20 protein-coding genes and 1 pseudogene are annotated in these 19,357 nt (G+C 68.6%); 7 read left to right on the plus strand and 14 right to left on the minus strand.

What is annotated here, in order from left to right:
- Nucleotides 1-191 (plus strand): three-helix bundle dimerization domain-containing protein (locus AB0I34_RS31865; RefSeq protein WP_360452264.1); only part of this gene is annotated, 191 nt, incomplete at its 5' end.
- 85 nt (nt 192-276) lie between these two features.
- On the plus strand, nt 277-1,083 hold the full coding sequence (locus AB0I34_RS31870) for a DinB family protein (protein WP_360452266.1): 807 nt from the start codon (nt 277-279) through the stop codon (nt 1,081-1,083).
- A gap of 65 nt (nt 1,084-1,148) precedes the next feature.
- On the opposite strand, the pseudogene AB0I34_RS31875 reads toward AB0I34_RS31870, so the two are convergent.
- From AB0I34_RS31875 to AB0I34_RS31895, 5 genes and pseudogenes are all read right to left on the minus strand, one after another.
- Nucleotides 1,149-1,526, minus strand: a pseudogene (locus AB0I34_RS31875) (DUF3291 domain-containing protein); the annotation flags it as partial.
- 48 nt (nt 1,527-1,574) lie between these two features.
- Nucleotides 1,575-1,772 carry a hypothetical protein gene (locus AB0I34_RS31880; protein WP_360452268.1) on the minus strand — a complete coding sequence of 66 codons (198 nt, stop codon included), beginning with the start codon at nt 1,770-1,772 and terminating at the stop codon, nt 1,575-1,577.
- A gap of 147 nt (nt 1,773-1,919) precedes the next feature.
- On the minus strand, nt 1,920-2,672 hold the full coding sequence (locus AB0I34_RS31885; RefSeq protein ID WP_360452270.1) for a GAF and ANTAR domain-containing protein: 753 nt from the start codon (nt 2,670-2,672) through the stop codon (nt 1,920-1,922).
- A 76-nt stretch (nt 2,673-2,748) separates the two neighbouring features.
- On the minus strand, nt 2,749-2,922 hold the full coding sequence (locus AB0I34_RS31890; RefSeq protein WP_360452272.1) for a CsbD family protein: 174 nt from the start codon (nt 2,920-2,922) through the stop codon (nt 2,749-2,751).
- An 82-nt stretch (nt 2,923-3,004) separates the two neighbouring features.
- Nucleotides 3,005-4,678, minus strand: coding sequence for an alpha-amylase family protein (locus AB0I34_RS31895; protein ID WP_360452274.1), 1,674 nt, complete (start codon nt 4,676-4,678; stop codon nt 3,005-3,007).
- 94 nt (nt 4,679-4,772) lie between these two features.
- Between AB0I34_RS31895 and AB0I34_RS31900 the strand changes: the two genes are divergently transcribed.
- A complete protein-coding gene (locus AB0I34_RS31900; RefSeq protein WP_360452276.1) occupies nt 4,773-5,789 on the plus strand; it encodes an SDR family oxidoreductase in 1,017 nt (338 codons plus the stop codon).
- 9 nt (nt 5,790-5,798) lie between these two features.
- Here the strand turns inward: AB0I34_RS31900 and AB0I34_RS31905 are convergent, their stop codons facing one another.
- Nucleotides 5,799-6,590, minus strand: coding sequence for a hypothetical protein (locus AB0I34_RS31905; RefSeq protein ID WP_360452278.1), 792 nt, complete (start codon nt 6,588-6,590; stop codon nt 5,799-5,801).
- Nucleotides 6,591-6,736: 146 nt separating this feature from the next.
- On the opposite strand from AB0I34_RS31905, the gene AB0I34_RS31910 reads away from it, so the two are divergent.
- A complete protein-coding gene (locus AB0I34_RS31910; RefSeq protein WP_360452280.1) occupies nt 6,737-7,345 on the plus strand; it encodes a hypothetical protein in 609 nt (202 codons plus the stop codon).
- 33 nt (nt 7,346-7,378) lie between these two features.
- Here the strand turns inward: AB0I34_RS31910 and AB0I34_RS31915 are convergent, their stop codons facing one another.
- A complete protein-coding gene (locus tag AB0I34_RS31915; protein WP_360452282.1) occupies nt 7,379-8,779 on the minus strand; it encodes a S8/S53 family peptidase in 1,401 nt (466 codons plus the stop codon).
- Nucleotides 8,780-8,874: 95 nt separating this feature from the next.
- Between AB0I34_RS31915 and AB0I34_RS31920 the strand changes: the two genes are divergently transcribed.
- Nucleotides 8,875-11,502 carry a CHAT domain-containing tetratricopeptide repeat protein gene (locus tag AB0I34_RS31920; RefSeq protein WP_360452284.1) on the plus strand — a complete coding sequence of 876 codons (2,628 nt, stop codon included), beginning with the start codon at nt 8,875-8,877 and terminating at the stop codon, nt 11,500-11,502.
- Between the two features lie 5 nt (nt 11,503-11,507).
- Here AB0I34_RS31920 and AB0I34_RS31925 read toward each other — a convergent pair whose 3' ends face one another.
- Entirely contained in the window at nt 11,508-11,987 is a 480-nt protein-coding gene (locus AB0I34_RS31925; RefSeq protein WP_360452286.1) for a hypothetical protein, read from the minus strand.
- Entirely contained in the window at nt 11,977-12,570 is a 594-nt protein-coding gene (locus AB0I34_RS31930; RefSeq protein WP_360452288.1) for a sigma-70 family RNA polymerase sigma factor, read from the minus strand. The genes AB0I34_RS31925 and AB0I34_RS31930 overlap by 11 nt, the downstream gene beginning before the upstream one ends.
- Before the next feature lie 239 nt (nt 12,571-12,809).
- Here AB0I34_RS31930 and AB0I34_RS31935 point away from each other — a divergent pair, with 239 nt between their 5' ends.
- Entirely contained in the window at nt 12,810-13,424 is a 615-nt protein-coding gene (locus AB0I34_RS31935) for a hypothetical protein (protein WP_360452290.1), read from the plus strand.
- Nucleotides 13,425-13,468: 44 nt separating this feature from the next.
- The gene (locus AB0I34_RS31940; protein ID WP_360452292.1) at nt 13,469-14,716 is read left to right on the plus strand and encodes a GAF domain-containing protein; all 1,248 of its coding nucleotides are present in this window, start codon (nt 13,469-13,471) and stop codon (nt 14,714-14,716) included.
- Between the two features lie 23 nt (nt 14,717-14,739).
- Here the strand turns inward: AB0I34_RS31940 and dhaK are convergent, their stop codons facing one another.
- From dhaK to AB0I34_RS31965, 5 genes are all read right to left on the minus strand, one after another.
- Nucleotides 14,740-15,735, minus strand: a complete 996-nt coding sequence (dhaK, locus tag AB0I34_RS31945; RefSeq protein ID WP_360452294.1) for a dihydroxyacetone kinase subunit DhaK — start codon at nt 15,733-15,735, stop codon at nt 14,740-14,742.
- Nucleotides 15,735-16,376 carry a dihydroxyacetone kinase subunit DhaL gene (gene dhaL / locus AB0I34_RS31950; RefSeq protein ID WP_360452297.1) on the minus strand — a complete coding sequence of 214 codons (642 nt, stop codon included), beginning with the start codon at nt 16,374-16,376 and terminating at the stop codon, nt 15,735-15,737. Before dhaL ends, dhaK begins: the two co-directional genes overlap by 1 nt.
- The gene (locus tag AB0I34_RS31955) at nt 16,373-17,179 is read right to left on the minus strand and encodes an HAD-IA family hydrolase (RefSeq protein WP_360452299.1); all 807 of its coding nucleotides are present in this window, start codon (nt 17,177-17,179) and stop codon (nt 16,373-16,375) included. Before AB0I34_RS31955 ends, dhaL begins: the two co-directional genes overlap by 4 nt.
- On the minus strand, nt 17,176-18,033 hold the full coding sequence (locus AB0I34_RS31960) for a class II fructose-bisphosphate aldolase (RefSeq protein ID WP_360452301.1): 858 nt from the start codon (nt 18,031-18,033) through the stop codon (nt 17,176-17,178). The genes AB0I34_RS31955 and AB0I34_RS31960 overlap by 4 nt, the downstream gene beginning before the upstream one ends.
- Nucleotides 18,034-18,108: 75 nt before the next feature.
- Entirely contained in the window at nt 18,109-19,341 is a 1,233-nt protein-coding gene (locus AB0I34_RS31965; protein ID WP_360452303.1) for an MFS transporter, read from the minus strand.
- Between the last annotated feature and the right edge of the window lie 16 nt (nt 19,342-19,357).

The following is a 19,357-nucleotide window of genomic DNA, read 5'->3' on the forward strand; positions in this document are numbered from 1 at the left end:
AACATCCCGGTTCGTTCGCCGAGGCGATCGCGCGCCTGCGCAAGCAGTTCCCTGACGTCCCGGCGGACGATGTCGCGGCCGCGGTCGAGGCCGTCCGGCCCGAGTTCGAGCCCAACCCGATCCGGGATTTCGTGCCGCTGTTCGTGGAGCGCGGCGCGAAGGACCGACTCCGGGGCCGGGTGCCCAGCTGACGCCGCCCCCTCCATCACGATTCGGTCCGACCGCTTGCACGGCCGGGCTACCTCTGGTGGGGTCCGTAGATGGTTGACTGTGGCGATGGATGACGCTCAGTACGGCCCGCATCGGTTCTCGGGTGGTGGCGAGGAGACGGATGCCTTCCGCGGTGCGACGTTCCGGGTCGCGGATCTTCGCGAGGCCCGCTTCACCGACTGCGATCTGTCCGGGGTGAAGATCGTCGACGGCTGCCTGGTCGACGTCGACATCTCCGGGTACGTCGAGCGGCTGCTCGTCAACGGAGTCGACGTGACCGGGTACGTCGACGCCGAGCTCGACCGCCGGCATCCCGAGCGCGTCCAACTCCGCGAGATCCAGGACGCCGACGGCTTCCGCGCGATGTGGGACACGATCGAGAAGCTCTGGTCCGACGCCATCGCGCGCGCCGGGCGCCTGCCCGAAGCCGCCCGGAACGAACGCGTCGACGGCGAATGGTCCTTCGCCGAGACCTTGCGCCACCTCATCTTCATCGTCGACGCCTGGCTCAGTCGCACGGTTCTCGACCAGGAACGCCCGTACCACCCGCTCGGCGTCGTCCAGTCCTGGTACGCCGACCAGGATGCGGTTGCCCTAGGCATCGACCTCGGGGCGGCTCCGGCGTACGACGAGGTCCTCCGGATCCTCGCCGACCGGATGGCCCTGGTCCGCCGTACCGTCGATGCCCTCACCAACGCCGACCTCGGCCGGACCAGCAACCGCAACCCGGCTCCCGGCTACCCCGACGAACCCTTCGCGGTCGCCGAATGCCTCGCCGTACTGATGGAAGAAGCCTGCGAACACCACCGCTTCGCAACCCGCGACCTCACGACACTCGAAGCCCGGTCGGGTCGTAGCGGCGGCGAAGGGTGAAGGCTTTGGGGGATGGGCCCCAGCGGCGCAGGTAGTCGAGGCGGGCCAGGGCGGTCCTCGACGGTCGGGGGCTCGCCGGCCGGCAGCCACCAGAGTGCCGTCGACGGCTGCTGCACCTTCTCGAACCAGCGGCTCCGCTTCAGCACGAAGCGGCCGTGCGCGCTGCGATAGACGAACGCGTGCAGGTCCTCGTACGACGACCACACCGACAGGTTCACCACCTCCCGCGCACCACCGGGGCCGTGGGTCAGCACATGCCCCTCGGCCGCTGGGAGTCGCCAGACGAAGCCCGCGCTCTGGTCCGCCAGCCGGTTGACCGGATCCAGCGCCGCGACGAATTCACCGACGAGAGGCGAGCCGGCCTCCGCACGCATCCTCGCGACATTCACCTGAGCAAGGTTGAACTCCACCAGATCCCTTCCGCCGATCGGTTCACCGATCATGCCAGCGGAAGTCGCGGCTCACCGCTCAGCGGTCGGATGGGAAGATGATCAACCACCAAGAACCGCTGAGCTGTGCGGCCGGTTGCGGGGTTCGAGCGGCTTCTGGCCGCCGCTCGGCTCGTGGTGTTCCGGAGACTTCGGCGCCGGGCACACCGGTCCGCGACGAATCGGTCCCCCGCCGAGTCTTCGGCTCTTCCACTGCTTCTCGTCGTAGTCGTAGTACGTGTCGACACCACCGACGGTCATCATTCCTCCAGCCACAACCCGAATCCCACCTCGGCTGCTGACTGCTCAACAGGCCCACCCGGGGCAAGCTTGCCACCCTTGCGGTATACCGCACTAGTCCCCTGTGGCACTCAACCGGATTACGGACTCCGCTCGGTCGTCGGAGTCTTACTTCGGCAACTTGCGGGTGTCGACCAGGCGCTGGGCCACGTCGCGGAGCTTGGTGTTGGTGTCCTGGGAGTAGCGCCTGAGGATCGCGAACGCGCGATCACCGTCCACGCCGTACCGCTCCATCAGGATGCCCATCGCCTGCCCGACCAGCTTGCGCGCGTCGACCGCCTGAGCCAGGCTCGCCTCCTTGCGCGCGGTCGCCACCGCCACCGACGCGTGCCTGGCCAGGATGTGCGCGACCGCCTCGTCGTCAGCGTCGAACGCATCCGGGGACGTGCTGTACAACCCCAGTACGCCGACTGTGCCGGCCGCTGTCGTCAGGGGAACGTCCAGAACGCTCCGGACACCCAGCGACAGCACCTTCGCCGCCCAGCCCGGCCATCGCCCGTCCGTCGCGGTGTCTCGCACCAGCAGAGTGCTGTGCTCCTGCATTGACACCACCAGCGGACCTTCACGACTCGCCATCTGCCACTGGTAGATCTCCCCGACCACCGGGTCCGTCACCGCCGGAACCTCAGGCTGACCGCGGGCGGCCAGCGCAACGCCGGCGTGCGAACAGCCCAGCGCCTGCAGCGCAAACTCCACGACCGCCTGCACCGTCTCCTCGACCCCCGCCGAGTCATGCAGTTCCAGCGCCAGGCGGGCGAACCCTTCAGCCACCGCGTCCGTGTCCGGGGCGAGCCCCGATCGGGCAGGTCCCCGGTCGAGGACGCCTGCCTCCTCCGCGTCATCCACCTCACCGCGTTCCATGGCCCTTATTTTGCCCCGAGGTCCCACCCTCAGGCCAAGACCACACCAACACCGTTCGACGGTCGATCACGCGCTGTCAGTCTTTGAACGCGTCCTTCGCCTTCTCGCCGGCCTGCTTCAGGTCGGCCTTCGTCTTCTCTGCCTGCCCCTCCGCCTGCAGATCGCGATTGTCGGTCGCGTCCCCGGTCTTCTCCTTGACCTTGCCCTTGGCCGCCTCGGCCGCGTTCTTCATCTTGTCTCCAACACCCATCGAACTCTCCTCCTCCAGGCTCCGGACTTTGTCGCGCTCCGGGTGCCCCGGATCCGGCGATCCATGCACATCCGGCCGGGGATCACAGGATGTAGCGGTCGCCCGGCCGGATGATGCGCAGCCAGCGGGAGCCGTGCGGATCCACGTCGAGGCAGATGACGCCGTCTTCCTCGACGTCCGTGGTGCCGTCGCGCAGGAGGTCGACCGCTCGTACGCCGACCCCCGCGCCGGCCACCGCCAAGGTCACCCGAGCCGGTTCCACCCCGAAGTTGTGGAGGGCAACGATCGTCCCGCCCTCATGGTCGGATCGATGCGCGAAGACCGACGGCGACTCGTGCTCGAGGACCGTGCATTGCCCCCACGACAGCTCAGGACACTCCCGATACCGCCGGATCAGGAGCCGCATCCAATTCAGCAACGAGTCCGGATCACGCCGCTGCGCCGCCACGTTGACATGCTCAGGACCGAACTCCCCCTCGGTCACCGGAGCGGCCAGCGCAGAAGGGTCCGCGGTCGAGAAGCCGCCGTTCACGCCGGCCGTCCACTGCATCGGTGTGCGTACGGCGTTGCGCCCTTCCGCAGCGAGGTTCTCCCCCATACCGATCTCCTCGCCGTAGAACAAGACCGGCGTACCAGGCAAGGAGAACAGCAGGCTGTACACCATCTTCAGCCGAGCAAGGTCGTTGCCCAGCATCGGCGGCAGTCGCCGGCGCAGGCCGCGGCCGTACAGCTGCATGTCCTCGGCCGGGCCGAAGGCGTCGAAGACCTCCTGGCGTTCGTCGTCGGACAGCTTGTCCAGTGTGAGTTCGTCGTGATTGCGGACGAACGTGCCCCACTGCGCCTCCTCGGGCGGATCCGGTCGCGATCGCAACGCCTGTACCAGCTCGGCCGGATCGTTGCGCGCCAAGGACAGGTAGAGCCGTTGCATCCCGATGAAGTCGAAACACATCGTCAGCTCGTCGCCGTCCTCGTCGCCGAAGAAGCGCCGTACGTCGTCATAGGGCAGGTTGACCTCGCCGAGCAGCATCGACTGACCACGCCGCCGGTCCAGGAACGCCCGCAGATCTCGCAGATAGTCGTGCGGATCCGGCAGACCGGACGCATCGAGCGCGCCGGCGGTGTCGAGCAGGAACGGTACGGCGTCGACCCGGAACCCGGACATCCCCAGCTGCGACCAGAACCCGATCACTCGCTCGATCTCCTCACGCACCTCCGCGTTGGCGATGTCGAGGTCCGGCTGGTGCTTGTAGAACCTGTGCAGGTAGTACTGGCCGGCCTGTTCGTCGTACTGCCAGAGACTGTCCTCCTGGTCCGGGAAGACGATGCCCTGGTCCGCGTCCGGCGGCGGTTCGTTCCGCCAGACGTACCAGCCCCGGTACGGCGATTGCCGCGAGGCTCGCGCGCTCTGGAACCACGGATGCTGGTCGGAGGTGTGGTTGACGACCAGATCGGCGATCACCCGGATCCCGCGGTCCTGCGCGAGCGTGATCAGCTCGACCAGATCGCCGTGCGACCCCAGCCGGGGATCGACCCCGTAGAAGTCGGTGATGTCGTACCCGTCGTCGCGGTCCGGTGTCGGATAGAACGGCATCAGCCACAGGCAGGTGACACCGAGCTCGGCCAGATGATCGATCCGCTGACTCACGCCCTGCAGATCACCGCGCCCGTCCCCGTCGGTGTCGAAGAACGTCTCGACATCGAGGCAGTACACCACCGCGTTCTTCCACCAGACGTCAGCAGTCTCCGTCAGCCGCATGCCTTCCCGTGCCCCGACCCAAACCCCGTGCATCCGGCCCGGCGATCGGGGTACCGGTCGGCCGAGTCCGGATCGAGTCGAGGAGGCGGAGGGCGTGACGGAGCAGGTCGTGGTGGTGACCGGCGCGAGTGGTGGAATCGGTCGCGCGAGTGCGATCGCGTTCGCCCGGCGGGGAGCCAAGGTCGCGTTGCTGGCGCGGGGCGAGGAAGGTCTCGACGGCGCGGCTCGCGACGTGGAGGCGGCCGGCGGGACGGCGCTCGCCATCCCGGTCGACGTCGCGGAATACGAGCAGGTCGAGGCGGCCGCCCAGCGCGTCGAGGACGAACTCGGGCCGATCGATGTCTGGGCCAACGTCGCGTTCACCTCGGTGTTCGCGCCGTTCACGCAGATCGAACCGAAGGAGTTCAAGCGGGCGACCGAGGTGACGTACCTCGGCTATGTCTATGGCACCCGCGCCGCACTGGACCGGATGAAGCCGCGTGACCGTGGGGCGATCGTGCAGGTCGGGTCCGCGTTGGCGTACCGCGGTATCCCGCTGCAATCGGCGTACTGCGGTGCGAAGCACGCGATCCAGGGATTCCACGACTCGTTGCGGTGCGAACTGCTGCACGACAAGTCCAACGTGCACGTCACGATGGTGCAGATGCCCGCGGTGAACACCCCGCAGTTCTCCTGGGTCCTGTCGAAGCTGCCCAAACATCCGCAGCCGGTGCCGCCGATCTTCCAGCCCGAGGTCGCCGCCGACGCGGTGGTGTTCGCCGCGGACCACCCGCAGCGCCGCGAGTATTGGGTCGGTATGCCGACCGTCGCAACACTGATCGCGAACAAGTTCGCCGCCGGCCTGCTGGACCGCTACCTGGCGCGCACCGGCTACAAGTCCCAGCAGACCGACTCGGTCTCCGACCCTGATCAGTCCGCGAACCTCTGGCACCCGGCCGACCAGAAGGAGGGCCACGACTACGGCACCCACGGCGTCTTCGACGACCGCTCGACCTCACGCAGCTACCAACTCTGGGCGTCCCAGCACCGCGGTCTGGTCACCACGGCGCTCGCCACCTGCACAGCAGCCGCGACCGCCGTCCTCACCGCTCGCCACTCCCGAAACCGCTGACGAGCTAGCTCACTCGGTACCGTCGAGGTCGATCGCGTTGCCGGCCACCGTGATCTCACGCGTGATGTTGCCTGGCTGCACGTACAGAGTCAGACTGGCTTCGCGGAGGCCACCGGCGGACGGCCGGAACTCCACCCGCACCGAGCATCCGGTCCCCGGCTTCAACCTCCCGTCGCACCGCTGGGTGATCAGGAAGTCGTCAGCGTGAGCCCCGCTCATCTCCCCGGTGGCGATCTCGACCGTCTTGGTCCCGGCGTTCCCGACACCGATCTGCTTGCAGATCTTCACCTCGCCCACGGCGATCTCGGGGCACTCCCGCAGGTCGGGCATCTCGATCTCGGCGCCGGCCTGCGAAGGCTCCGGCGGCTCCGGCGAGGCGGGCGGCTCCGACGGTTCAGGCACCGGCGTGGTGGGTCTCGTCGCCTGGCCGGCTTGCGGAGGGGTCGGCGTCGGCCCCCTTTTGGTGTACACGAAGGTGCCGGCGCGGTCCGAGGTCAGTGATCCGTCGCCCGCGATCGCCTCGGGCAGGGTGAACCCGCCGAGGCTGATCACGAAAGCGATGGCGGTCACTGACGCGATGCCGACGGTACGGATCAACCCTGGTCCCCGCGTGGTGAACATCGCCACCAGCAACGGGCTCAGCGCGGCGCCGATCACGGTCGCCATCCGTCCCGCGCCCAGCGCCGGAATGATCGCCGCGCACACGACGGACGACAGCACGCCGAAGAAGAGCGACGTAGCGCTGAACGCGTTCGTCTCTCTGAGCTGCCGTCTGATGCGATGGTTCTGCTGCGTTCCCATGTCCGTCTCCCCCCGGAAGTGGCCATGCCAACCGGAGGCAGAACCGCCGGATCTGATACCACCGCGCGGACAGGAATCCGCATGTATCCGGGCGCGACCTCGCGACTCTGGTTCGGGAGGGGAAGAGAACGAACCGGAGGGATCCAGTGACCACCACAGCACGTCCTGGCATTGCGCGGCCGCGGAACAAGGCCGCGATGAAGCCGATGACCCGGCGGATGATCGGCGCGATCAACTTCGCCGAGGCGATCATCACGCTGATCGGTCTGATCGCCGCGTACGGCATCGCCGAGCGGCTCGTGTCCGACCAGGAGATCACCGGGCCGGCCGGCATCGCGACCCGGACCGTGCACTGGTGGGGCCCGGACTTCACGACCACGTTGAACATGTCGCTGCTGATCGTCGGCGCGGCGGCGGGCGCCGTCGGCAGCGTCATCCATCAGAGCATGGTCTTCGCCCAGCGTGCCGGTCTGGAGACGCTGGAGCGAGGGTTCGTCTGGTGGTACCTGCTGCGTCCGGTCTGGTCCGCTCTGCTGGGCTCGGTGGTCGTCGTCGCCGTCAACACCGGACTGATCAGCATCGGCGACGACACGACCTCATCGGCCGGCGTGACAGTGCTCATGATGACGGGCTGCCTGGCCGGTCTGTTCACCGATCAGGCGATGGTACGGCTGCGTCCGCTGCTGGGCGTCACTCCGCCCGAGGACTCCCAGGTCCCGGACGAAGAGACGACCCCGAACGACGACCAGCGCTGACCACCAGGCAACCAACGACCCCGGGGCAACCGACTACTCCGGCAGCAGCACGGCTCCGACACCGGGTTGTGCTGCCTGCCGGGCCTCGGCGATGAGAGCGGCCGCCGCGTCCCGGCCGTTCTCGCCGGTTCGCGACATCCGCGCCGCGATCAGCCCGGCGACGAGCGGCGTACTGAACGACGTACCGCTCCATCTGGCCATACCGTGGAAGACCTCTTGCCGCGGCGGGCGTCCGGGACCCACGTGCGGCGGCTCGCGATACGTGTAGTTCCCGACCGGGAACGCGTTGACGAGGTCCTGCCCGGGCGCGTAGACGTCGACCCAGCCGCCGAAATCGCTGAAGCCGGCCCTTCCGTGCCAGTACGTGTTCAGCGCTCCGACGGACACGGTGTACGGCGCCGCGGCCGGCCAGAACGCCTTCCGGTCGGCATAGTTGCCCGCAGCAACCACAAAGGCGACCCCCTTGTGGTGGCTGAGCCGTCGTTCGTTGAAGACCCCGAAGGTGGGCAGACCGGTCGCGTCGTGGCAGTACGTGCCCGCTGACATGCTGATGATGTCGGGGTCGTCCTTCTCGATGATCTCGTCCAGCTTCGCGACCAGGTCGGACTCCACCACCGTGCCCTCGGGGCCGAACCCCTTCCGGACGCAGACCTCCGCGAGCGGGGCGACGGACCTGATGACTCCCGCGATGAACGTTCCGTGGCCGGCGTAGAACTCCAGGGTCGTGCCAACGATCCCGTCGTCGCCGTCCCCCGTCACCCCTGTCAGCCAGTCGCTGCGGTCCGGTGCCGTCGCATCGAAGCCCGTGTCGACGACGACGATCTTGACCCCCTCGCCGGCGGATCGATCCGCTGTGTACCCGGGGTAGGGGGCGCTTCCGCCCGGCACCGGCTCGGGCTCGGTCGCCGGACACCCGGCGCCGTTGCCCCGGCCACCGGTGATGGACACGAGATGATTCGGCGTCCCCACCCCCGGACCAAGCCCGGTGACGAACAACGTCTGCGGCACAGTGCCCGGCGGCCGCTCACCTTCCTCTGATCCCGCACTCTCGGCCGGCGTCTCCACGTCGCCGGGCTGGTCCGCCGGGCGGTTGATGGTGACTTCGCCGCCTTCCCGGAGCAGCTTCAGCGTCTCGAGCGTGCCGAGCTGCGGGTTGAGCTCCGGGTTCAGGCGAATCAGCCGGATGCCCGCGATCACCGGCTGCGACACGGGCTCCCGGTCACCAGAGGGCAGCAGGTGCAATTGCTCCAGAATCCTGCGCACATGCTCGAAATGCTCTTCCCGCACCAGAATCGTGCCGGCCTCGTAGAAGAAGTCGATCCCGGAATCGGTACCGGCTCCCCGGCCCGGCTCCAGTTTTCGCGGATGCTCGGATTCGCGGTCGAAACGGCTGAGAATCAGGGCACGTTGAGCATCCTCCGGTGTGTCAGGCACCGCTGTTGCTTCCTCAGTGCGACCTTCCGGACTCGTTGCGTCGTCTTGTGACATGACCCCTCCCGATTACGCAGTGAGTTTCTTAGACTCCTTGAATGTCAGCCGGTGACCGTCACGACGATCCCGACCGACTCCTGCCGCTGGCGGTGTCCCGCCCGTCCGAGGCCCTGGCGGCAGCCGCCACGGTGCTGGCGGAAACTCCCGACCCGCGGACCGCATCGATCGCTCGTCAGGCGCGGGCGATCGTCCTGCGCGACTCCGGCCACCAGGCCGAAGCGGTCACCGAACTCCGCCGCGCGTTGCGCCTGGCCAAGACCTCCACCGAGCCCGAACGCATCGCGGACGTCCAAGCAACCCTCGGCCTCACGCTCGGCCTCGGCGGCAAGCACGTCGAAGCGCTCAACCTGTTGGAACAGGCGATCGCGAACACCAAGGGCGCTGCCGCGGGAAGGGCCTTGACCCGACGTGGATACCTGCTCCGAGTCCTCGGACGGTACGACGAAGCGCTCTCCGACCTCCGCCAGGCCGTCATGCTCCTGCATCGCGGTGGCGACCAGGTCTGGGAGGCTCGCGCACGCACCCACCGATTCCTGGTGTACGCCGCCCTGGGACAGGCTGCCCATGCCGACCGGGACCTGGTGGTGGCCGAGCAACTGTCGGCTGCCAACGGCCAGGAACTCGAATCGGCCATGCTCGTGCACAACCGCGCCGACGTGGCGTTCCAGGCAGGCGACCTGCCCGCGGCGCTGGGCTTCCTCGACGAGGCCGCGGCACGTTACACGGCATTGCACACGGAGTGGCCGAGTCTGGCGATCGACCGCTGCGCCGTACTGCTCGCCGCCGGCCTCGCAACCGAAGCTGTCGCCACGACCGAACAGGTCCTGCGCGACCATCTGCGTCGCGATCCGGGCGGGACCGGGACCGCCGAACTGCTGTTCGCCGTGGCACAAGCCGCACAGGCCGCCGGACGACCAGCTCTCGCCGAGGAACGTGCTGTACAAGCCGGTCGGCTGTTCCGCCAGCAAGGCCGGAAGGGCTGGCTTGCGCGGACGACGTACCTCACGCTCCAGGCGCGGTACGACGCCGGTCAGCGTGGCGATCGGCTCTGCGCCGAGGCCCAGCGGCTGGCCGATCAGCTCGATGAGTTCAGCTCCCCGGACGCACTCTCGGCACATCTTCTGGCCGGCCGCCTCGCTGCAGACCAGGGACGCGGGGCGGACGCCGAACGGCATCTCGCCCTCGCAGCGCGCTTCCGTCATCGCGGTCCGACGTTCGGGCATGCGGCCGGCTGGCTGGCCCACGCGCTGCGGGCCGAGGGACGTGGCGACACTGCTGCGACCCTGATCGCCTGCCGGCACGGTCTCGATGCCGCGGCCGATCATCAACGCTCCTTGGCCGCACCAGAGTTGCGTGCCCACGCTGCGACGTACGGCGTCGAACTCGCTGCCCTGGCGCAGCGTCACGCCGTACGACGGAACGACGCGCGGATGCTGTTGCGCTGGAGCGAGCAATGGCGCGCCGGTGCGCTCGCGTTGCCGCCGGTCCGCCCTCCCGACGATCCCGAACTGGCGGCCGAGCTCACCGCGCTGCGCAACGTGGCTCGACGCGTCGAGGCCGCTCAGCGGGCCGACGAGGACACCGATCGACTCCAGCTCGAACGGAGCCGCCTCGAGTCCTCCATCCGGTCCCGCACCAGGCGGCTCAGCAACAGTTCCGGCACCTCGACCGATCCGCGTCGCCGTGATGACGCGGCTGACCTCGGCACGCTGATCGACGGTCTGGGCGAACATTGCCTCGTCGAGATCACTGCGCTCGACGGCGTGCTCCATGCGATCACGGTCGCCGGCCGACGAGTACGCATGTATCCGATCGGCCCGGTCGAGGTCGCCGTACGGGAGCTCGATCTCGCACTGTTCATGCTGCGCCGGCTCGCGCACGGTCGCGCGCACTCCGGAGCCGTCGAGCGAATGGACGCGGTCGGTCTCCGGCTGCAACAGGTCCTGCTGGGACCGGCCGCCGCGGATCTCGGCGACGGACCTGTCCTGATCGTGCCGCCGGCGGCTCTGCATGCGGTGCCCTGGGCGATGTTGCCGACGTTGAGACCGGCCCCGGTCGTCGTCGCGCCGTCGGCGTCGATGTGGTTGCGGGCCGGGCGCCTGCACCCGCCGCGAGAACGCCGCGTCACTCTCGTCGCAGGACCTGGTCTCCGCAGCGGTGACGACGAACTGCGGCAGATCAGAGGCAACTATCCGACCGCGGACGTCCTCGCCAACGGGGAGGCCACTGCCGACAAGACCTTGGCCGCGTTGGACGGCGCCTGGACCGCACACATCGCGGCCCACGGGCGCTTGCGCCGCGACAACCCGTTGTTCTCCGCGTTCACTCTCGACGACGGGCCGCTGACTCTCTACGACCTCGGCAGACTCCGCCGCGCGCCGCTGCGATTGGTCCTGTCCAGTTGCGAGTCCGGCGTTGCGGCTCCGATCGGTGCGGACGAGCTCCTCGGCGCTGTGTCCGCGCTCGTCCCGCTCGGTACGGCGAGCCTCCTGGCCAGCGTCGTACCGGTCAACGACACCGCCACCGCTGGGTTGATGGTCGATTTCCACCAGCTCTTGCGCGCTGGGGACTCCTTCGGCGTCGCCCTCCAGAAGGCCCGGGCCGGCGTCGGCGACGACCCGATCGCCGTCGCGACTGCCCTGTCCTTCGTGGCTCTCGGCCGCTGACTCGGTCACAGGTTGACCCATGAGGTGATCACCGGGCTGCCGTCGACCGACCGGCACCGGATCCGCACCGGCCCGCTCCGCCTCCTGTCGACCAGGAAACGTCCGAGGTCATCCAGCGGCAAGGTCTCGCGGCGGCCATCGCCGTACTCGAGCTCGCAGCCCTCCGGCGATGCACCGATGACCTGCCCGATGACAGTCAGCTCACCGTCGTCCGGCACGATCTCCAGCTCGACCCGGACACCTCCACCTTCGAACGACAGCAGGCGGTCCGAGGCCTCCGTACGCCGTACCGCGTCGTACTCCGGGGTCGACCCGGCGGAGTCTGCGATCAGCTCGGCCAACTGCCCGTCGAGGTCGTGCAGGCCGATCGCTTCGCGCGCAGCGGCGGTGATGTCGCCAGGCATCGGGTCGGCCTCTGCCGCGACTCGCTTCAACCACGCCAGCAGTGCGTCGTCATCATGGTCGGCGTTCATCTCACTGATCACCGCCAGGCTCCGCGGCCGTGGACTCGAACGGATACGGGTCGGCCGCCATGATCTCGCGCAGCGCCGCGAGACAACGCTTACGGGTCGGCCCGATGCTCCCGACGGGCATGTCCAGCGCCGACGCCACCTCGGTGTAGCTGGGCGGCGGATCGGTCATCAACACCCGCAGCAAGGTCTGGCAACGCGGCTTCATCGAGCGGAACGCCCGCCACAACGCGGCATCCTGCTCTCTTCGCAGCAGCGCGTCGTCGAACGGATCGGCGTGGTCCGGCAGATCGTCGAAGATCTCCAGCACCACCACCTTGGACCGGCGCCGCAACGCCGCCAGGCATTCGTGCCGCATCGTGGTGGCCAGCCAGCTTCCGATGCTCTCGGGCTGCCGAACGGTGTCGACACGCTCCATCAGCCGGAGCCAGGTGGTCTGGACGGCGTCCGCCGCATCGTCCTGGCTCAGCCGCATTCCGCGGGCGATATGCCACAGAAGATTGGTGTAGCGATCCGTCAGTGTCCGCCAGGCGACTGGGTCGGCGGAACGCACCAAAGCGACGAGCGCCTGATTGTCGGCATGCCGTTGCTGGTCCATCGCCCGCCCCCCACGGCATTCTCGCCGAGGTGGGCGACGCAGTCCACAGCCCGCACGCCTTTCGCGGTTCCTGCCGTGCGCCGGGAGTAAATGGGTGGTGAAAGTACCTGTCGCCATCTCCGCCTCCTTCCGATCGACGTGATGCCGACAAGAGCCCGGGACCCGGATTCTGATACCGAAAGGTATTTACCGCGCCGGCCGATTCTCTGACCTCAGAACGCACTGCGGAGGGAGGAGAAATGACTACACCGAACGGGAATCCCGGCCGCGAGAGCTGGTGGACCCGCCTCGGCACCTTGGGCCAGACCCTGACGGCCCTGATCGGGCTACTCGCCGCCCTGATCCCGATCCTCGCGAAGACCGGGCTTCCCGGTCAGGACGGTGACGTCACCAAGACCGACGCGATCGTGACGACCGCGCCGTACGTGCCGCCGCGCACGTCACCGCCCACGTCGCCGCCCACATCACCGCCCACATCGCCGAACCCACCGCCCACCCGGACGACGACACCGCCCGAACAGCCCCGTCCGATCAATCTCACCGTCTCCGACCAGCTCACCGAAGGCGCGCTGGAAGAGGTCATCGTCATCAGCCTCGAAGGAACCCGGGTCGCCACCCTGCACGCCACCAGTGCACAGCCCGTGGTGAGCCGGCGAGTCACCGCAACGAAGCCGGGAAACTACAGCTACGTGGTCGACGCCGCCATGACGGTGTACGACGAGATCGGCGACGTACAGGTCATCGAGGCCACCGGCCGCGGCAGCGTGATGATCGACGAAGGAACCCGCCTCGACGTCTACGTCCACCAGGAACCCAACGGCCTCAGCCTCTCCCTGCAGTCCGCCGCCCCCTGACGGGCATGCTGGACTTTCCGGGGTGGGCGCAGTTCCCTTGGAGGGTGGATCGGGTCGATCGGGGGTTGCATCGGCGGCACGAGGAGTTCCTCGAGGGTGGGGAGCGGCACGTGCGGGGGCTTGTCGCGGCCTCCTGGGGGCGGTCCATCGCGGCAGGGCTGGATTCCGCTACGGCGGCGCCGTTCGCGTTCCGGGCCGACGAGTTGGCGGCGTACCGGGCCGAACATCCACTCGCTGCCGTCTTCCCGATGCTGTACGACGTACTGGGCCGGGCCGCTGAGGACAGTGACAGCGTGATGGCGATCGGTGACAGTGACGGACGGCTGTTGTGGGTGTGCGGGCGTCCCGATGTACTGCGCGCCGCGGACGGCATCCACTTCAGCGAAGGCGCGTGGTGGGCCGAACGACAGGTCGGCACCAACGCCCTCGGTACGTCGCTGGAGGTCGCCGGGCCGGTCCAGATCCGATCGGCGGAACACTTCACACTCCTGGTCCAACCGTGGTCGTGCGCCGCCGCGCCCATCTACGACCCCGAGACGCACCGAGTGCTCGGCGTCGTGGACGTCACGGGCGGCGCCGATGCCAGCTCGCCCCAGTCGCTGGCCCTGGTACGCGCCGCCGCCCGCATGGCCGAGGCCGAGCTCGGCCGGTTGACGATCCTTCGCAGGATCACCGGCGACTCGGGCCATCGAGTGCACATCTCCGCCCTGGGCCGACCGGACGCCGAGGTACGCGTGGACGACCGCGACCTCCGGCTCAGCCGGCGGCACAGCGACATCCTAGTTCTGCTGGCCGAGCACCCTGAGGGCCTCAGCGCGGAGGAGTTGTCGGACGCGCTCTACGGCGCAGCGGATCACCGGTCCTCGTTGCGGGGCGAGGTCACCCGGCTCCGTGCCCTCCTCGGCGCCGACATCGTCGAGTCCCGTCCCTACCGGCTGCGCCGGGACATCGCCGCCGACTGGCTCGAGACCGCCAACGACCTCGATTCCCACCTGCTGTCGTCAGCGCTGCGGCGGTACGTCGGCCCGTTGCTGCCGCAGTCCGACGCCCCCGGTGTCGTTGCCTCTCGCAACCGTCTCGAGAACCGGATCCGGGCCGCCGTACTGCAGACACAGGACGTCGACCTGGTCGTGGCATGGACTCGTTCGTACGCCGGGGTCAACGACCTGGCCGCGTGGGAACGCCAACTGACCTTGCTGTCGCCGACCTCTCCGCTGTGGCCGGCGGCCCAGTCCGAGGTACGACGCCTCCGGACCGACTACGGCCTGAACGCTGCGGGGACCGAGGGCTGACCACCCCCGATCCCCGGCGAACGTCAGAACACGCGGATCGCGATCTCGGCCGGTGCGGACAGCAGACCGTCGATCTCGTCGTCCAGCTTGACCAGGGTGACCGAGGCACCGGCCATGTCCAGCGACGTGCAGTACTCCCCGACGTAGTTGCGCCGTACGTTGATGCCCCGGTCGGTGAGCACCTGGTGGGCGCGGCCGTAGAGCAGGTACAGCTCGCTGATCGGGGTTCCACCGAGGCCGTTGATCATCAGCGCGACGTTGTCGCCGGACTCGTACGGCAGGTCGGACCGGACCGCCTCGAGCATTTGATCGATGATCTCGTTGGCCGACGCGAGCTTCTCCCGACTACGCCCCGGCTCGCCGTGAATACCGACGCCCATCTCCATCTCGTCGGCGCCGAGGTCGAAGAGCGGGGAGCCCTTGGCCGGCGGCGTACAGGCCGTGAGCGCCATCCCCATCGTCCGGGTGACCGAGTTGACCTTCTCGCCGATCCGGACCAGCTCGTCCAGATCCGCGCCCTGTTCGGACGCCGCGCCGACCGCCTTCATGACGAAGAAGTTGCCGGCCACCCCGCGCCGGCCGACCGTGTACGTCGAGTCCTTGACCGAGACGTCGTCGTCGATGATCAGCGTGCGGACATTCAGACCATCGGCCGCACTCATCTCCTGCGACATGTCGAACGCCATCCGGTCGCCGGTGTAGTTGTTCACCAGCAGCAGCACGCCCTTCTGCGACGCGAGCAGCTTGGTGGTCTCGTACACGTACTCCATCGGCGGCGCCGCGAACACGTCACCCGGACAGGCGGCGTCGAGCATGCCCTTGCCGACCGTCATCACGTGGGCCGGCTCGTGCCCGGACCCCGATCCCTGGACGATCGACACCTTGTCCTCGCGCGGCGCGTCGGTCCGCATGATCAGGTTGTACTCCGGGATGTACTTCAAGGTCTCCGGGTTGGCCAGCGCGATCCCCTGCAGCATCTCCGGCACGTAGTTCTTCGGATCGTTGACGAACTTCTTCATCAGGACTCCCTCCCCTTCCAGTTCTTCGCGATCTGCTCCATGAGTACGGCGACGGCGGTGGCCCCGGCGTCGACCGATCCACGGCTGCGCTCGCCGGTATAGGCGGCGCGGCCGCGCTTCGCGACCATGTCCACCGTGGCGTCGGCGGCTGACCGGGCGGCCGCCGCGGCCCGGTCGACGATCTCGTCACTGCTCGCCCCCGCGGCGAGCGCCTCCTCGATGGCGTCGGTCATCGGGACCAGAGCGTCGAGCAGCGTCTTCTCCCCCAACTCGGCCCCGCCGCGCGCCATGATGCCCGCGACCGCCGACCGCAGCATCGCCACGACGGTCGCGCCGTCCAGGGAGGTCGCCGTACCGGCGGTCATCCCCGCGCGCAGGAACCCGGTCCCCCAGATCGGGCCGGACGTCCCGCCGATCCGCGACGTCACCAGCATCCCGACCTTCTTCAGGAAGGTGCCGATGTCGGTCCGGTCCATGTCGGCGTACTGCGCCTGCAGCTTCTCGAAGCCGCGGGCCAGCGAGTACCCGAAGTCCCCGTCGCCGACCACCGAGTCCAGGTCGCCGAAGTACTTCTCGTTGGCGAGGCAGGTGTCGATGATCGTCGTCATGACGAGGTCGACCTCGTTCCAGCTGTCCGTCATGTCTGCCCTCCTTGGGTTTCGTCGTGCGGTGGCCGGCCGGCCAGGCGGGAGAGCTCGGTGAGGCTGAGCGCATCGACCGGTTCGATGTCCCAGGGATCCGCGAGAACCTCGAGCCGCTCACCGCCCGGGTCGCCCAGACTGGTGACAACGAGCGCTGCCCCGGTGAAGTCCTCGTCGCGGGTATAGCCGCTGACGGTCACGACCGTCGCCAGTCCGGCGCCGCCGGCGGCGAGCAGTCCGTTGTGCGAGTCCTCGACGACAAGGGTTTCGGCCGGATCCAGCCCGAGCTCCTTGACGGTCAGCTCGTAGACGGCCGGATCGGGCTTCTTCCGCGGTACGACGTCACCCGCGAACACCGGAATGGTCTCCGCCACCTCGGCACCAACAGCTCCGGCAAGAACGGCGCGAACTGACGGCTCAGCCGACGTAGACGCCACCGCGACTGTCCACCCGGCCGCCAGTGCATCCATGATGATCCGTCGTACGCCGGGACGCGGTGGGATGACCCCAGCGGCGACCAAGTCGGTGAACGCCTTCGTCTTGGCCCGGTGCCACGTCGCCACAACCTCGGCACGCTCCTCGGGCGTCGCAGGCGACCCGGCCGCGCGCCACACCTCAGGGTCGTCCAACACCGTGGCCAGACGCTCCTTGCCGCCGCCGATCCGCAGCAGCCGGCCGTACTGCTCGACCGACCATCGCACCGGCAGCCCGAACTGTTCGAACGTCGCGTTGAACGCCGGCAAGTGCCCGTCGCGTTCGGTATCACCCAGTACGCCGTCGCAGTCGAAGATGATCGCGGTCATGCCCGGCCGCCGCTGCCGAAGATCTCGATGTGCTCGGCGGCCATGGACTTCACAGCCGCGTGGATGTGGGTGAACAACGACGGCGGGTCCCATTTGTTCGTGGCCCGCGCCTGCTCGAGGTGCTCCAGCGACGACGTCATGTAGGCGACCTTGAGAGCCGTCGAGATGTTCACCTTCGAGCAGCCCCGGCCGATCAGGTCCTGGAACTGCTCACGGCTCAGCCCAGAACCACCGTGCAGCGCCATCGGGATCCCGGTCGCCGCCACGAGGTCGGTGATCCGCTGGTAGTCCAGGTCCGGCAGAGAGTGGTAGATGCCGTGGGCGTTGCCGATCGCCGGGGCGAAGACGTCGACCCCGGTCGTCTCCACGAACCGCGTGGCGATCTCGAGGGACTGACGCGCCGACTCGGTGTCCGATCCCACTCCGTCCTCGACACCGGTGATCCCCTCGATCTCGCCCTCGACATGAGCGCCGTACGTCCTGGCCTCGGCAACGACCTCGACGGTCTGGCGCTGGTTCTCCTCGACCGGGAGTGCCGACGCGTCGAACAGCACGGAGTTCCAGCCGGCTGCGAGGCACGAGCTGATCACCGCACGGTCCGGGCAGTGGTCGAGATGCAGAGACACCGGCACGGGCACCGGGGCGACAGTCGCGTCGAACATCGCCTTGAGGACGTCGCGGCCGACCGCTTTCACGGTCTTCACCGACGTCTGGACGATGAGCGGCGAGCGCAGCTCCACGGCGGCGTCGACGACGGCACGCAGGCTCAGCTCGTCCACCACGTTGATCGCGGGAACGGCGTACCCCTTGGCCAGAGCCTCGTCGACGAGTTCCTTCAGGGGCGCGACGGGCATGATCCCTCCTCTCGGCGGCAACGCCACCGCTCCCTGCCAGCCTGCCTCGCCGAACGCTGCAGAAGTGCTGCACGCCTAGGCGTAGGTACTGCGCTTGAGGCGGCGCTGGGCGATCAGGCTGGCGAGAGCGAGGACAACGGTCAGGGCGGTGTACGACGTGACCGCGGGAACCTCACCGATGGGGCCTGCCAGCTGGCCGGCGACGACCACGGGAATGCCGAGCGCGAGGTACGACACCAGGTAGATGCCGGCGATTACGCCGGCGCGCTGGTGTGGGGGCGCGAGCGGGAAGATCAGCTGGAGGGCGGCCGTGAACGCCGCGCCGAAGCCGACACCGGCGATGGCTTGCCCGATGATCATGACGGCCAGACTTCCGCCCAGGACGCCGGTGATGATGCCGATGGCCCCGACGATCGATGCGTAGATCCCCCACGTCATCGCCCGCCGCGAGTCGACGCGGGCGAACGTCAGCCCGACCACAGCGGAGGTGGCCGGCGCGACGAAGCCGGCCAAGCCGTTGAGAAGCCCACTGTTCAGGTGGAAGACGCTGCGCACCATGCTCGGCGCGAGCCCGCCCGACAGACCCGCGAGCATCCAGACCGCGGCGACCACAGGCGCGGCCGCGGCGAACTCCCGGCGGGTCGCCGGCGGAAAGGCGATGCGTGGGACCAGCGAATGCAACGCCCCGGGGACCCGGGTGACGGTCTCCGGCGACAGGACCACCACGATCGTTCCGAGGATCGTCACGATGGTCAGTACGACGAAGATGATCGAGTTCGCTGCCGGCGTGAGCTGGATCGCGAGACCGGCCAGCAAGGAGCCGAAGCCAAGACCTCCGGTCAGTCCGACACTGCCCAGGATCGTGCCCAGCCGTTTCCGGTTCGGCGCCGCGAGTTCCACCAGCGCTGCGGTGAAGGCGGCCGTCGCCGCACCACTGGCGACGCCTTGGATGATCCGGCCGGCGATCACCCAGCCCACGCTCGAAGCGGCGAGAAAGGTGAGGTTCGAGGCGATCTGGATGACCAGGGCACCGATCAGCACCGGACGCCGGCCGATGTGGTCGGACAGCGAACCAACGGTCAGTACGGCGGCGAGGAAGCCGACCGCATAGACCGCGAACGCCAACGCCAGGAGGGACGGCGAGAAATCCCACCGCTCCTTGTAGAACACCAGCAACGGCGTCAGCGCCCCGGCCGCGAGATACAGCGCGGTGAAGGTGATCGCCGCACCTGCCATGGCGAGGCCGGCAGGGATGGTCGGCCGCCGGCGGACAACAGGCCGCTCGGCCACCACGTGAGAGGATGACATCGGAAACTCCTTGTAA

It is taken from the genome of Kribbella sp. NPDC050281, assembly GCF_040655855.1.
Classification (GTDB): domain Bacteria; phylum Actinomycetota; class Actinomycetes; order Propionibacteriales; family Kribbellaceae; genus Kribbella.